Here is a 14,744-nt window from a genome sequence, read left to right as displayed (position 1 = left end):
GGCCTTGATGATGGGCTCCCATGGCAAAGAACTATTTTTGTCGTTTAATCTTTACCATTATAGCTAATTCAATTAAGAGTGCTGGCAGAGCAACAGACCAAAAAGCTCTTGACACAAGCCTCACAGAAAGTGACACCATCTCAATCTTATTTTTACTAGTTATACATACCCATAATTTCATAGCCAGAATCGACGTAGATAATTTGCCCGGTAATGCCACTGGATAGGTCACTGGCCAGGAACGCCGCCGTGTTGCCCACTTCCGTTTGGGTGACGGTGCGTTTCAATGGTGCCACCTCTTCCACATTGTGAATCATATCCAAAATACCCCCTACGGCCGAAGAAGCCAGGGTCCGGATGGGACCAGCGGAAATACCGTTAACGCGGATATTTTGGGGGCCCAATTCCGCCGCTAGATAGCGCACAGTCATTTCTAGGCCAGCCTTAGCAACCCCCATCAGATTGTAGTTGGGAATGACTTTCACACCGCCGAAATAGGTCAGGGTGATGATGCTACCGCCATTGGTCATTAGGGGTTTTGCGCCCCGGGCCAAACGACCAAGGGAATAGGTACTAATTTCCATCGCTTGGCTAAAGGCTTCCTTGGGAATGTCGGTGTAATTCCCCGTTAAACCAGACTTGTCCGCAAAGGCCAAACAATGGATTAAAATGTCGAGTTTGCCCCATTTTTCCTTCACCGTATTGAACAGGGCATCTACCTGGGCATCGTCCTGTACATCCCCCGGCAACACAAGGGTGGGGTGCAAGGGCTCGGTCAACTCCCGCACTTTCTTTTCAAATCTGCCTTTGTCGTCCGGAAGATAACTAACGCCAATTTCAGCCCCGGCGCGGTGTAGTTGTTGGGCAATGCCCCAGGCAATGGAACGATTATTGGCGATGCCGGTAACAAAAGCGTGTTTGCCGCTGAGATCTAACATAAAATTTTCCCTGGGGATGCTCAAATGTGGTAATTGCTCAAAAACTAGTCCGGGGAGCCATCAACCCCAATCTTTCAATATACCCCCCAGTCCGTACTTCCAAGAAGCCCATCGGGGTAGGGCGCACTATCCAGGTAATCCATTGCGGTCTGAACCTGGGACGTTACCGTTTTTCTGAAGTTCTTCCGCCCGGTGGGGAATCGTTTTAATGATCTGATCCCGGAGAATCTGCCCATCCTGGAAAGAAATAATCCGTTCTCCGTGGCTGGCCACATCGGCTTCGTGGGTCACCACCACAATGGTGATGCCTGTGCTGTGCAACTGGGAAAAAATAGCCAACACTTCCTCGGTGGTGTGGGAATCCAACGCCCCAGTGGGTTCATCGGCCAGCAGCAATAACGGTTCGTTAACAATGGCCCTGGCGATCGCCACCCGTTGTTGTTGTCCGCCGGATAATTGATTGGGACGGTTATGTAGCCTTTGGCTGAGCCCTACCCTAACCAAGGCGGCGATGGCCTTTTCTTTTCTGGTTTCCGCCGGTATGCCCGCATAAATCATCGGTAACATGACATTTTCCAGGGCGGTCATCTGGGGTAACAGATAAAATTGCTGAAACACAAAGCCAATTTTGCGATTGCGAATTTTGGCTAACTGGTCAGCACTTAAACCGGACACATCCTCCCCGTCCAAGAAATAATGGCCTAGGGTGGGGCGGTCTAGGCAACCAATAATATTCATCATGGTGGACTTACCCGATCCAGAGGCCCCCATAATGGCGCAGTAACTACCCTTGGCAATGGTCAAACTGACATCAGCCAAAGCTTTGACTTCCGTTTCCCCTGCCCCATAAATTTTGGATACTCCCTCTAGGCGCAGCAGCACATCCCCTTGGGAAGAATTTTGGCGATCGCCCTTGCTGGCCGGGGAGTAGGTCATTAACGGATTTGAATCAAGCATGGAGGCTATCTAGAGCGAACGGCAGACAACAAGGATATTAGTCGTGTCTATTATGATAACGACTTTGATGTTCTAGAATTTTCATAGGGGACTGCATAGTAACAGGAACAATGGACGATCAATAATTAGCTAGTAGTTATTGGTTTGTGATCACTCCCCCCAACTGATCTTGACAAATTCTGACTTTTGCTTGGAGAAAACACCATGCGCTTCCCTTGGCTATTAATTCTCAGTTTTTTTTTCTTTCCTGCCCCGCCTATGGCCAAGCAGAAGTAGAAGTACTTGATAGTGCCCTTGGGGAGTTAGAAATAGGGGATTTAAGCTCGGACAATGGTGTAATTTTTGACCTTTATCCCCTCCAGCTAACGGCGGATCAGCCCGTATTAATTTACCTAGAAAGCCAGGATTTTGACCCCTATTTAATCTTGATGGATGGAGAGGGTAATAAGTTAGCAGAAAATGATGATTTATATGACACTAATGCGGGTATTTTAATCAATCAAGTCGATCCCCAAGGATATGGGATAGTAGTTACCAGCAATAAGCCAGGGGTAACGGGCAAATATCAACTAAAAATCATTCTGCCCGATGCCAAACAATTAATTGAAATTCAGGGGCACCAATCCCTCATTCAAGCCCAGGCCATGATGGATGAAGGTTCCAAAGAGTCGTTACTGCAGGCGATTGAATTATTTACCCAGGGTGTGGAATTTTATCAGCAAATAGGCATTATTAATCGAGAAATGGTATTTGCCCTCAATCGTTTAGGCACCATTTATTCTGACTTTGGGGAAAACTCCCAAGCCCTGGAATATTATCAACAGGCCGTTCCTTTAGCTCAACAGTTGGGAGACAAAGCTCTAGAGGGAGCTACCCTAAATAATATTGGCAGTATTTACAACGCCTTGGCAGATCGAAAAACGGCCATTGATTATTACCAACAAGCTCTAGTTTTAATCCGTCAAGCCGGGGATAAAACGGAAGAAATGACCACCATTAATAACCTGGGGGTAGCCTACGATAACCTAGGGGAAAGCGAGAAAGCTTTGCAATATTATGCTGAAGCCCTTGCCCTCGGAAAAGAGCTCAATGATTTAAAAATGGTGGGTACTACCCTCAGCAATATTGGTTTAGCCTATAACAATTTGGGGGAAAGGGAGAAGGCGTTGGAATATTACCAAGAGGCCCTGACCATATCCCGTTCCGTCAGCGATCGCCAGGGGGAAGCGGTGCGGTTAAATAACATTGCCTTGGTGTACGACGGCTTTGGAGAAAAGGATCGGGCTCTGGAACATTACATTCAATCTTTAGTGATTGCAGAGGCGGTGGGAGACCAATCTCTCCAGGGTTCAGTCATTAGTAATATCGCCTTAGTGCTGGATGGGTTGGGGCAAAAAGCCCAGGCCCTAGAATATTATCAACAGGCCTTAGAATTAGCCCGATTAGTAGGCGATCGCTCCGGGGAGGGGGTGCGGTTAAATAATATTGCTTTGCTCTACGACAGCATTGGCGAAAAAGACCAAGCTTTGACCTATTATCGACAGGCGCTCCAGTTGGCCCAGGACACTGGCGATCGCCTGGTGGAAGGAGCCATTTTAAGTAACATCGGCTATGTGTATGACGGCTTGGGACAACTAGACCGGGCCATGGACTATTATCAGCGGGCTTTGGCGCTCCGTCGAGAGATTAAAGACCGGGATGGAGAAGCTTTAACTTTGAATAATATTGGTACGATTTACTATGCCCGCGAGGATTATGGCCAAGCATTGAATTACTACGAACAGGCTTTGACCCTCAGTCGAGCAGTGAAAAATGTGGGGCTAGAAGCAACTATTTTAAGCAATATTGGTTATGTGGAATTTGATCAGAAAAAATACGACAAATCCACTTTATTTTTAACCCAAGCGATTGATTTATTTGAATCAATTAACAGTGAAGATTTAAGTGATGAATTGAAGGTTTCCTACTTTGATACCTATCTGTACAATTATTTTCGTCTCCAGGAGAGTTTAATTGCCCAAAATCAACCGGCTGTAGCCCTAGAAATTGCTGAGCGGGGCCGGGCCAGGGCTTTAGTAGAACTGCTCAATAAACGTTTTGCCAGGGACGCCGATTTTATCCCCACCGAAAAACCCAATATTGCCGCCCTGAAAAAAATCGCTGGCGATCGCCAAAGTACCCTAGTGACCTATGCCCTCATTCCCACCAAAGAGCTGGCCTCCCCCGTCAAACTTTACGTCTATGTCATTGCCCCCGATGGCACCATGGCATTCCGCCAGATGGACTTTAACCAAGATTTAAATGACGTAGATTTTGTGCAATTACTCCAAACCACCAGGCAATCCGTCACCAGGCGATCGTCTTCCAACATCATTGCCCGCCGCACCGCCCAGGAAGCCAGTACCTCCCTCCAACAACTGCACCAAATTCTGATCGACCCCATTGCCGACCTGTTGCCTAGCAATGCCGATGCCCCCGTCATTTTTATTCCCCAGGGCCCTCTTTTTGGCATTCCCTTTCCCGCTCTCCAGGATAGTAATGGTGAGTATTTGATTGATAAACACACCATCCTTACTGCCCCTTCTATCCAAGTGTTGGCCCAAACCGCTCAACAAAAGCAACGACTTAATCAGCAGGCATTAAATTTGACCCCGGCCCTAGTGGTGGGTAATCCCTATCCCTACCCTGACAACCTCAATGACCTAGAAAACGCCGCCAATGAAGCTAAACAAATTGGTCAATTGTTAGGGGTGCAACCCCTCATTGGTAAACAGGCCAGGGAGGAAACGGTATTGGCCCAAATGCCCCAGGCTGGAGTGTTGCATTTTGCCACCCATGCCAGCTTTGACGAGCAAAATGGTTTGGAAAGTGCTATTTATCTAACGGCGGAACCAGGGCAAGGCAAGGATGATTTACTGAGCACTCCAGGGCGCATCACAGCAGCAGAAATTTTTGATCATTTTGAAACTAATCCCCTCCATGCGGACATTGCCATCCTCAGTGCCTGTGACACAGGGCAGGGGGAAATTACCGGCGATGGGGTGATCGGCCTTTCCCGTTCCCTAATTGCGGCAGGGGTACCCAGTATTTTGGTTAGCCTCTGGAGTGTGGATGATGCTTCCACAGAAAAGTTGATGACCCAGTTTTACCAACAATGGCAACAGCAAGGATTAGGTAAAGCGGCCGCTCTCCGCCAAGCCATGCTCCAACTTAAGGAAGAGTATCCCGAACCCTATTATTGGGGCGCTTTTACCCTGATCGGGGAAGCAGACTAATCTTTTTTCTCCCCTAAGAAAGTTAATCTAGCGTCAAACCAACTTTTAAGGAACATTTGGCCAATTTAATTAAATTAAATTTCCATCTGCAGGTATTTAGCCACCGTCTGCACGTCCTTATCCCCCCGACCGGAGCAATTGATCACAATCCGTTCGCCATTTTTCAGTTGGGGACAGAGGGTTTCTAAATAAGCAAAGGCATGGGCCGTTTCCAGGGCTGGAATAATGCCCTCCAATTCCGATAACCTCTGCAAAGCGGCGATCGCCTCTTGGTCGGTGACACTGTAATATTCCGCCCGTCCCGCATCTTTGAGGTAACTATGCTCAGGGCCCACACCAGGGTAATCCAGTCCCGCACTGATGGAATGGGCTTCGGTAACCTGACCTTCCGTATCCTGCAACAAATAACTCATGGCCCCGTGTAATACTCCCGGTTTACCCATGGTTAAAGTGGCCGCGTGTTTACCGGAGACAATGCTTTCCCCCGCCGCTTCGATGCCAATCATTCTGACTTCCGGATCATCGATGAAGTCATAGAACAGCCCCATGGCATTGGAGCCTCCCCCCACACAGGCCAACAGCACGTCCGGTAAGCCCCCCCATTTTTCTAAGGATTGTTGCCGGGTTTCCTGGCCAATGACCCGATGAAAATCCCGCACCATCATGGGGTACGGATGGGGCCCCGCCACGGAACCGAGAATGTAGTGGGTGGTTTCCACATTGGTAACCCAATCCCGAATCGCTTCAGAAGTAGCATCTTTGAGGGTACCTGTGCCCGCCGTCACTGGTTGCACCCTGGCCCCCAGCAAATTCATCCGAAAAACATTTAATTTTTGCCGCTCCATATCCTGCACCCCCATGTAGATGATGCATTCCAAGCCAAAGCGGGCACACACCGTAGCCGTGGCCACCCCATGCTGACCAGCGCCGGTTTCGGCAATGATCCGTTTTTTGCCCATGCGTTTAGCCAACAGAACTTGGCCAAGGGCATTATTGATTTTGTGAGCCCCCGTGTGGTTCAAATCTTCCCGCTTGAGGTATATCAAGGGATGGGTACCGTCGGGACGGGCATAATGGGCACTTAACCGTTCCGCAAAATACAGAGGGGAAGAACGGCCCACATAATCCTTCAGTAACCCTGCCAATTCTTCCTGGAAGGAACTCTCCGCCCGATAACGATAGTAGGCTTCCTCCAACTCTGTCAGAGCAGGCATGAGGGTTTCGGGCACGTATTTACCACCGTAGTTACCAAAACGCCCCAAGGCATCGGGGTATTGGGGGGGGGGGGGAGAAGGGGGGGAAGGGATGTTCACGGACGGTCAGGAAAGGGAATGGGGAAAATGGGGGGGATTGGTTAGGCCATTGCATTAATATTCTCAGCCAATGGCCTGGTAACCTTCTAGCGAGCAATGGGGGTTGAACCCCTACAACCAATTAAAGAGGGTCACTGGCGGAAGGCCGACGGTTAATCACTTGGTCAATCAGGCCGTATTCCTTGGATTCCTCAGCGGACATAAAGAAATCCCGTTCCGTATCAGAGGTGATTTCCTCCAGGGACTTGCCGGTGTGGTTGGCCAAATGTTGGTTGAGTAGTGCTTTGAGATAAAGAATTTCCTTGGCTTGAATTTCAATATCCGTGGCTTGCCCCTGGGCTCCCCCTAGGGGTTGGTGAATCATAATGCGGGAGTTGGGCAGACTCATGCGCTTACCTTTGGCTCCGGCACTGAGGAGAAAAGCCCCCATGCTGGCCGCTAAGCCGATGCAGATGGTGCAGACATCGGGACGGATTTGGTTCATGGTGTCGAAAATTCCTAGCCCTGCCGACACCGATCCCCCAGGGGAGTTGATGTAGAGATAAATGTCCTTTTCCGGATCTTCCGCTTCTAAAAATAGCAGTTGGGCAACAACTAAATTGGCATTCTCGTCCCGGACTTCTTGCCCCAGGAAGACAATCCGCTCCCGGAGTAGGCGGGAATAAATATCAAAGGCGCGATCGCCACGCCCAGACGTTTCAATGACGGTTGGAATCATGGAGAGATGGTGTTGTTACCGTAGTATTCTTCCTAGATTGTGCCATATTCTCCGCGCCTAGGGGTTGGGGCCAGGGGATTAGGCTTGGCTAACAACTTGATGGTGTAGATATTCCAACAATTGGACTAGGACTGCGCCCATGGGGGCAAATCTCGTCTGGTCAGCCGTCAAAATGGTGGCGGCATCCTGCACAAAGGGGCCGGGGATCAATTCCTCGGCACAATTATCCACCAACGCCTGAGCTGCTGTGGAGGTAGTTTCCAGATGGCATTGCAGACCGATGACCGATCGCCCAATTTGGAAAGCCTGATGCTGACAAGCTGCACTGGAGGCAATCAACTCGGCCCCTGGAGGTAAATCAAAGGTTTGGCCGTGCCAATGGAAAACTTCGGTGCTGGGGGGAAACTGGAATAAATCTAACTGTGGCTCACTCTGTTGCCCCATGATGGGAAACCAGCCAATTTCTTTGACTGCGTTGGGATAAACTTTGGCTCCCAGGGCATTGGCTATGAGTTGGGCCCCTAGACAAATACCCAGCATTGGTTTTCCAGCGGCGATCGCCTGACGGATGAATGCCTTCTCCTCTATCAACCAAGGATATTCCACTTCGTCGTTGACGCTCATGGGACCCCCTAGGACAATCAACAGGTCTATGGTCGCTAAGGGGGGAAAACCAGGGGAGGTAGACTGCTCGAATAAACAAGTCTGGCTGATGCTGTAGCCTTTAGTTCTCAACCAAGGCTCAATGGCACCAAGGTTTTCGAAGGGAACGTGCTGGAAAAAGTGAGCTTGCATATGGTAATTTTCTGAAAATATCCTGGAAATATTACGGAATTGCTCGAGCCGGTGCCAAGGAACGAAATTATTGATAATTAACTGGCGATCGATATGGTAACAGTAGCCGCAATCAACCAACTGCATTGATTTTAACCAGATCACCCCATTGGACAACGACATTAACGAGCTGATAAATCAACAGGAAATAACGTATATCTATGACCATTGAACTGTCCATTGTGATTCCAATGTACAACGAGGAAGATAACCTCGAGCATTTATTTGCCCGTTTGTTAGAAGTGCTGACTCCCCTCAAAATTACCTACGAAATTATTTGCGTTAACGACGGTAGTAAGGATAAAACCCTCAAGCAATTAATTGATTGTCATCAAAGTAATCCCCAAATCAAAATTGTTAATCTGTCCCGTAACTTTGGCAAAGAAATTGCCCTTTCTGCTGGTATTGATTACGCCCAGGGGAAGGCAGTTATTCCCATTGATGCCGACCTCCAGGACCCGCCAGAATTAATCCACGAACTAGTTAATAAATGGCGCGAAGGTTATGATATTGTCTATGCCACTCGCCGTTCACGCCAAGGGGAAACCTGGGTAAAACAATTCACTGCCAAAATGTTTTACAAAGTGATTGGCCGCATGACAGAAATTAAAATTCCCCCCAACACCGGCGACTTTCGTTTAATGGACCGCAAAGTAGTCAATGCTATTAAGCAACTACCGGAAAGAACTCGATTTATGAAAGGCTTATTTGCTTGGGTAGGCTATCGCCAAACTTTCGTTTTATTTGACCGGGAGCCCCGTTTCCAAGGCCAAACTAAATGGAATTACTGGAAACTCTGGAATTTTGCCCTGGACGGTATTTTTTCCTTTAGCTTGCTTCCCCTGAAAATTTGGACCTATCTGGGTTTAATTATCTCCCTGCTTTCCTTAGCCTATGCCAGTTTTTTGATTTTAAAAACCTTAATTGTTGGCACCGACGTACCGGGTTATGCTTCTTTGATGGTGGCAATTTTATTCCTTGGGGGAGTGCAACTAATTAGCCTGGGAGTAATTGGTGAATATTTGGGGCGAGTTTATGAAGAGGTTAAAGCTCGACCCTTGTATTTAGTTAGTGATCTTTGGGGGTTAGAATATCTGCAATTGGAAAGACTTAATTAAGCTGGAAGATAGGAGTTTTTCACGCCCATTGATTGCCCTGGGACTAACATTGGTGATCAACTAGTTTTACTTTGCAAATTCCCTTGGGGTAATTAATCTAATATACTGGTTATATCGAGGCTTGTTATAGGGCATTACTGTCCAGCCCAGAGCCTAGTTTTTAATTGTTTAACGTTCACTTCCCCTAACATCATCGTCCATGGTATCGATTCTGACCCAACTCAATGATCACTTTGCCCAAGCTCTGGGAGGTCAGTTTCCGCCCGATGTTCCCTTGCCCACTCCCCTGGTGGTGCCCGCTTCCAATCCTAAATTTGGCGATTTTCAATGCAACATTGCCCTGCCCCTGGCCAAGCAGTTGGGTCAACCGCCCCGGGCGATCGCCATGGAGGTTGTCGATAAAGTTAATTTAAGCGGAATTTGTGAACCATTAACCATCGCTGGGCCAGGTTTTATTAATCTCAAGCTATTGCCTGATTATCTGGGAGAACAATTAATTAAACTCCAACAGGACCAACAGTTGGGCGTGCCCCTAATCCAAGTTGAAGAAAGGGTGGTGGTGGATTTTTCGAGCCCCAACATTGCCAAGGAAATGCATGTGGGTCACCTCCGCTCTACCATCATTGGGGATTGTTTGGCACGGGTATTGGAATTGCGGGGCTATGACGTTTTGCGCCTCAACCATGTGGGGGATTGGGGCACCCAATTTGGCATGTTAATTACCTATTTAAAAGAGGTTTATCCAGAGGCATTGGTAACTGCCAACGCGTTAGACATTGGCGATCTAGTTACCTTTTACAAGCAAGCTAAACAAAGGTTTGATCAAGATGAACAATTCCGGGAAACGTCCCGCCAAGCCGTAGTTTCTCTCCAGGCTGGGGATGCAGAAAGCATCAAAGCATGGCAATTACTTTGTGATCAATCCCGCAGAGAATTTCAACTGATTTACGATTGTTTAGATATCGCCATTGAGGAACGGGGAGAGTCATTTTACAATCCCTTTTTACCCGGTGTAGTGGAACTATTGCAGGAAAAAGATTTACTGGTGGAAGATAACGGTGCCCAATGCGTTTTCCTCGACGGTTTCACCAATAAAGATGGCGATCGCCTGCCATTAATAGTGCAAAAATCCGACGGGGGCTATAACTACGCCACTACCGATTTAGCCGCTTTGAATTATCGCCTAACAACCGATGGGGCGCAGAAAATTATTTACGTCACCGATGCGGGGCAGGCCAACCATTTTGCCCAATTTTTTCAGGTAGCCCAAAAAGCTGACATTCTCACTGACCCCAGTCAAGTAGTCCATGTGCCGTTTGGCTTGGTTAAGGGGGAAGACGGCAAGAAACTGAAAACCAGGGCAGGGGACACCATTCGCCTAAAGGATTTGTTAACGGAAGCAGTCGCTCGGGCTAGACAGGACTTGGAAACTCGCTTAACAGCAGAAGAACGGCAAGAAACTGAAGCATTTAAGACCGAGGTGGCCCAACGGGTGGGCATTGGGGCAGTGAAATATGCCGACCTTAGTCAAAATCGCACCAGTGATTACGTTTTCAGTTTTGACAAAATGTTGGCTCTCCAGGGCAATACGGCGCCCTATATGCTCTATGCCTACGCCCGTATTCAGAGCATTAGTCGGGAAGGGGGCATTGATTTTGCCCAAATGGCCAGCGGTGAAATTGTTTTGACTGAACCAACGGAGTTAGTTTTGGCTAAAAGTCTTTTACAATTTGCTGACGTCATTGAAACGGTGGAAACTAGTTTATTGCCCAATCGTCTTTGCGATTATCTTTATGAATTAAGCAAAGTTTTTAATCGTTTTTATGAAAATTGTCCGGTGCTCAAGGCAAAGGATCCCCAGCGTCGTTCCCGTTTACTGCTTTGTGATCTCACCGCCAGAACTTTAAAATTAGGTCTGTCTTTATTGGGTATTCCGGTTTTAGACAGGATGTAAATATGGGAAAATAACTTCCCCATTTATTTACCAAAATCCTTTTGTTAGAATAGATTACACAGGTAAAAATACTTTGATTATTTTGAGTTAATAGTTATGGATATCAATTATCCTTTTGCCCAAGAACTAATTAAAGATCCCCAAGGAAACATTCAAAAAGTTGTGATTGATTTTGATGATTATCAAAAAATGCTTGAAAATCTTGAAGATAATCAACTGTTAGTTTTTATGCATAAAGTTAAAGATGAGACGCCTTTAAGCCATTCTGAAGCTCTAGCAGAATTAGAGAACTAATTTCGGTGGATGTTCAATACTTTCCTAGTTTTATCAAAGATTTAAAAAGACTAAAAAATTCTCCCCAATACGAGCTCATTAGGAGCTTAGTCTTTAATGAAATTCCCCAACTTGAACAAATCCAAAGTATTCCTAATGTCAAAAAACTCAAAGGAGAAGACAATGCTTATCGAATACGCCTAGGGGACTATAGAATTGGCTTTTATATTCAGAATGAGAGCATTATTTTGGCAAGAGTTATCCATCGTCGAAAATTTTATCGTTACTTTCCATGAATAATAATTCTTTGACTGATTTAGACCAGACCTTAGATATTATTAGTGCGATCCAAGAAGATTTAAATTATCAACAAGCCCAGGCTAGCTTGACGGCGATCGTCGAACAAATTGATCTTGATACTAGGGAAAAACAGGGACTGGAAAGGGAAATTGGTCACCTCTGTGCCATGCTAGAAAACCTCAACCAGGGACTAGTACAAATTGCGGCTTTTGGCTTGGTGGGAAGGGGCAAATCTTCCCTGCTCAATGCCCTTTTAGGAGAGCAAGTTTTCACCACAGGACCAATCCATGGCGTTACCCAGAGCCACCAGTCCGCTCCCTGGCAACTAACCCAAGCAGACGGTTTATCCACCGTTACCATTTCCGGTTGGGGTAATGCCCAATTACAATTAATTGATACACCGGGCATTGATGAAGTAAAGGGCAAAGAACGGGAACAATTGGCGATCGCCGTGGCCCAACAGGTGGATTTAATTTTGTTTGTCATTGCGGGGGACATTTCCCAGGTGGAATTCCAAGCTTTGTCCCAACTGCGAGCGGTGGGCAAACCAATGTTGTTAGTATTTAATAAAATTGATCAATATCCGGCGACAGATCAGCAATTGATTTACGAAAAAATTCGTGATGAACGAGTAAAAGAATTATTGTCCCCAGAGGAAATTATCTTAGTTTCCGCCAGTCCTTTGGTGACAGCATTGAGAGAAAATGCCCAGGGAAAATTGGAACGTTACCAATACAGGGGGGAAGCAAAAGTTGATAACCTACGCTTGAAAATCATTGATTTACTCCAACGGGAAGGGAAATCTTTAGTAGCTTTAAATACCTTGCTTTGTGCTGACAGTTTGAATGATAAATTAGTGCAACAAAAAATGCGCTTGCGGGATAGCCAAGCCAATAGCATTATTCAAAAAGCAGTGATGGTTAAGGCGGCGGCCATTGCCCTCAATCCGGTGACTGTGCTGGATTTATTCAGTGGGGCGGTGGTGGATGTGGCCCTGATTATTTCCCTCTCCAAGCTGTACGGCTTGCCCATGACCCAAACGACAGCGATCGCCCTGTTGCAAAAAATTGGGGTGAGCATGGGGGGCATCACGGCCAGCGAATTTTTGGCCGGATTGGGACTCAGTTCCCTCAAAGGGTTACTTGGTCTAACGGTGCCGTTAACGGGGGGATTGGCCCTGGCCCCTTATATTTCCGTGGCCCTCACCCAAGCTAGCGTGGCTGGAGTGTCCACCTTGGCGATCGGTCAAGTGACCAAAACCTACCTAGCCAACGGCGCTGCCTGGGGAGAAACGGGGCCCCGGACGGTGGTGCGAGACATCCTCAATTCTTTGGATCAAAATTCCGTTATGGCCCGCATTAAGCAAGAACTGCAGGGGAAATTAACGCCAGAAAGAATTGTATCCCCCTCTTCTTGACCGCAGTTGCAGAAGAAAAAGAAGGAAAGCAATCATCCCCAAGGTTGATAAACTGAGATATTACAAGAGTTATTGATACTTTTAGGGTTTTGCTTTGCCCCCGGTTGTTGTAGCTCCGCTGTCCCGCCAGTTCGATTAAATTTTATCTGTATTAAAATTCCCCCTGCTATGCTCTCCACTGAAATGCCCCGTACGACCACCGGAAGTACATTGTTAAAAACCCCGGCCTCTCCCTCCCCCAACCAAAATCTTTTACCTCTGACCGCCGTAATCAATAAAAACGGTGAACTGGAAATTGGTGGTTGCTCCGTCACGGCTTTGGTGGAACAGTTTGGCTCTCCCCTCTACATTTTGGATGAAACCACCCTCCGGCAAGCGGCCCAACAATATCGTCAATCTTTCCAAACCCACTATCCTGGCCCCAGTCAAGTAATCTACGCTTCCAAAGCTTGGAGTTGTTTAGCCGTAGTGGCGATCGCCGCCCAGGAAGGTTTGGGGTTCGATGTGGTATCCGGCGGAGAATTATTCACCACGGTTTCAGCCCTGAAGCAATTGGGTTGGGACGAAACTGAGATTGCAGAAAAAATTTACTTCCACGGCAATAACAAATCGGTGCAGGAACTCCAAGAGGCGATCGCTGTTAATTGCACCATCATTGTCGACAACTGGCTGGAATTAGAAACCCTGAGCAAATTGGCGGCCAACTCAGGGGAGCCGGTAAAAATCATGTTGCGCCTCACCCCCGGCATCGAATGCCACACCCATGAATATATTAAAACTGGACATTTAGACAGCAAATTTGGCTTTGATCCCACCCAGCTAGAAGCGGTTTTCACCTACATTGCCCAACAGCCCGCACTCCATTGCCTCGGACTCCATGCCCACATCGGCTCCCAAATTTTTGAGCGCCAACCCCACCAAGACTTAGGGGAAGTGCTGGTGCAATGGTTTGCCAAAGGTTTAACCTACGGCCTGCCCCTGACGGAACTCAACATCGGCGGTGGCCTAGGAATTTGCTACACCGAAAGTGATGATCCCCCCAGCATTGAAGAATGGGCCCAAGCGGCGGCCCTCTCCGTAGCCAAGGCCTGCGATCACCATAATGTCCCTTATCCCAAACTCATTGCTGAGCCGGGACGTTCCCTAGTGGGGTCTGCCTGTGTAACGGCCTATCGGGTGGGTGGGCGCAAAGTCGTGCCCAATATCCGCACCTACATTGCCGTCGATGGCGGCATGTCCGATAATCCCCGCCCCATCACCTACCAATCGGTGTACCGCGTTGCCCTAGCTAACCGCATGAACGATGAGCTAAGCGAAACTGTCACCGTGGCCGGGAAACATTGTGAGTCCGGCGATATTCTCGTTAAGGATGTGGCCCTACCCGCTGCTGAGCCAGGGGACATTCTAGTGGTCACCGCCACCGGAGCCTATAACTACAGCATGGCTTCCAACTACAACCGTTTAGGTCGCCCAGCCGCTGTACTAGTAAGCCAAGGGGAAGCAAACCTGATTCTGCAACGGGAAACCTACACCGACCTATTGCGCCAGGATTGTTTACCCAACCGTCTACTTTCCTAAATTTCTCCCCACCCCCACCCTAACGACCATCTCCCCTTACCCATGTCGGGCTTTCCCCCGGATTTTGTC

12 protein-coding genes are annotated in these 14,744 nt (G+C 47.8%); 7 read left to right on the top strand and 5 right to left on the bottom strand.

Features of this window, described 5'->3' with window-relative positions; all coding sequences use genetic code 11:
* Nucleotides 1-155: 155 nt before the first annotated feature.
* Nucleotides 156-938 (bottom strand): enoyl-ACP reductase FabI, encoded by a 783-nt coding sequence (fabI, locus tag IQ219_RS07715; protein ID WP_190598086.1) that lies wholly within the window; start codon nt 936-938, stop codon nt 156-158.
* 126 nt (nt 939-1,064) lie between these two features.
* Nucleotides 1,065-1,895 carry an ABC transporter ATP-binding protein gene (locus tag IQ219_RS07710; RefSeq protein WP_228016794.1) on the bottom strand — a complete coding sequence of 277 codons (831 nt, stop codon included), beginning with the start codon at nt 1,893-1,895 and terminating at the stop codon, nt 1,065-1,067.
* A gap of 215 nt (nt 1,896-2,110) precedes the next feature.
* On the opposite strand from IQ219_RS07710, the gene IQ219_RS07705 reads away from it, so the two are divergent.
* The gene (locus IQ219_RS07705; protein ID WP_228016793.1) at nt 2,111-5,170 is read left to right on the top strand and encodes a CHAT domain-containing protein; all 3,060 of its coding nucleotides are present in this window, start codon (nt 2,111-2,113) and stop codon (nt 5,168-5,170) included.
* A 74-nt stretch (nt 5,171-5,244) separates the two neighbouring features.
* Here IQ219_RS07705 and trpB read toward each other — a convergent pair whose 3' ends face one another.
* The 3 genes from trpB to IQ219_RS07690 form a co-directional block, all read right to left on the bottom strand.
* Complete coding sequence (trpB, locus tag IQ219_RS07700; protein ID WP_194072245.1) at nt 5,245-6,483, bottom strand: tryptophan synthase subunit beta; 1,239 nt, start codon at nt 6,481-6,483, stop codon at nt 5,245-5,247.
* A 121-nt stretch (nt 6,484-6,604) separates the two neighbouring features.
* Nucleotides 6,605-7,201, bottom strand: coding sequence for an ATP-dependent Clp endopeptidase proteolytic subunit ClpP (clpP, locus tag IQ219_RS07695; RefSeq protein WP_190598084.1), 597 nt, complete (start codon nt 7,199-7,201; stop codon nt 6,605-6,607).
* 78 nt (nt 7,202-7,279) lie between these two features.
* On the bottom strand, nt 7,280-8,122 hold the full coding sequence (locus IQ219_RS07690; protein WP_228016792.1) for a type 1 glutamine amidotransferase: 843 nt from the start codon (nt 8,120-8,122) through the stop codon (nt 7,280-7,282).
* Nucleotides 8,123-8,196: 74 nt separating this feature from the next.
* On the opposite strand from IQ219_RS07690, the gene gtrB reads away from it, so the two are divergent.
* From gtrB to lysA, 6 genes are all read left to right on the top strand, one after another.
* Nucleotides 8,197-9,153: a glycosyltransferase GtrB gene (gene gtrB, locus IQ219_RS07685; RefSeq protein ID WP_194072244.1), complete on the top strand. Its 957-nt coding sequence runs from the start codon at nt 8,197-8,199 to the stop codon at nt 9,151-9,153.
* Nucleotides 9,154-9,352: 199 nt separating this feature from the next.
* Complete coding sequence (argS, locus tag IQ219_RS07680) at nt 9,353-11,107, top strand: arginine--tRNA ligase (RefSeq protein ID WP_194072243.1); 1,755 nt, start codon at nt 9,353-9,355, stop codon at nt 11,105-11,107.
* Nucleotides 11,108-11,203: 96 nt separating this feature from the next.
* On the top strand, nt 11,204-11,401 hold the full coding sequence (locus IQ219_RS07675; protein ID WP_194072242.1) for a hypothetical protein: 198 nt from the start codon (nt 11,204-11,206) through the stop codon (nt 11,399-11,401).
* Between the two features lie 5 nt (nt 11,402-11,406).
* Nucleotides 11,407-11,676, top strand: coding sequence for a type II toxin-antitoxin system RelE/ParE family toxin (locus tag IQ219_RS07670; protein ID WP_194072241.1), 270 nt, complete (start codon nt 11,407-11,409; stop codon nt 11,674-11,676).
* On the top strand, nt 11,673-13,097 hold the full coding sequence (locus tag IQ219_RS07665) for a GTP-binding protein (protein WP_194072240.1): 1,425 nt from the start codon (nt 11,673-11,675) through the stop codon (nt 13,095-13,097). Before IQ219_RS07670 ends, IQ219_RS07665 begins: the two co-directional genes overlap by 4 nt.
* Nucleotides 13,098-13,265: 168 nt before the next feature.
* Entirely contained in the window at nt 13,266-14,675 is a 1,410-nt protein-coding gene (gene lysA, locus IQ219_RS07660; RefSeq protein WP_194072239.1) for a diaminopimelate decarboxylase, read from the top strand.
* Nucleotides 14,676-14,744 lie beyond the last annotated feature (69 nt).

It is taken from the genome of Synechocystis sp. LEGE 06083, assembly GCF_015207725.1.
GTDB classification, from domain to species: Bacteria; Cyanobacteriota; Cyanobacteriia; order Cyanobacteriales; family Microcystaceae; genus Synechocystis; species Synechocystis salina.
Note: the sequence above shows the minus strand (reverse complement) of the source record. Positions and strands in the feature narration are given on the sequence as shown.

Bases quoted from the DNA above. Each gene is read 5' to 3' on its own strand.
- fabI (WP_190598086.1), bottom strand. From the start codon at position 938: ATGTTAGATCTCAGCGGCAAACACGCTTTTGTTACCGGCATCGCCAAT.
- IQ219_RS07710 (WP_228016794.1), bottom strand. From the start codon at position 1,895: ATGCTTGATTCAAATCCGTTAATGACCTACTCCCCGGCCAGCAAGGGC.
- clpP (WP_190598084.1), bottom strand. From the start codon at position 7,201: ATGATTCCAACCGTCATTGAAACGTCTGGGCGTGGCGATCGCGCCTTT.
- IQ219_RS07690 (WP_228016792.1), bottom strand. From the start codon at position 8,122: ATGCAGTTGGTTGATTGCGGCTACTGTTACCATATCGATCGCCAGTTA.
- gtrB (WP_194072244.1), top strand. From the start codon at position 8,197: ATGACCATTGAACTGTCCATTGTGATTCCAATGTACAACGAGGAAGAT.
- argS (WP_194072243.1), top strand. From the start codon at position 9,353: ATGGTATCGATTCTGACCCAACTCAATGATCACTTTGCCCAAGCTCTG.
- IQ219_RS07675 (WP_194072242.1), top strand. From the start codon at position 11,204: ATGGATATCAATTATCCTTTTGCCCAAGAACTAATTAAAGATCCCCAA.
- IQ219_RS07665 (WP_194072240.1), top strand. From the start codon at position 11,673: ATGAATAATAATTCTTTGACTGATTTAGACCAGACCTTAGATATTATT.
- lysA (WP_194072239.1), top strand. From the start codon at position 13,266: ATGCTCTCCACTGAAATGCCCCGTACGACCACCGGAAGTACATTGTTA.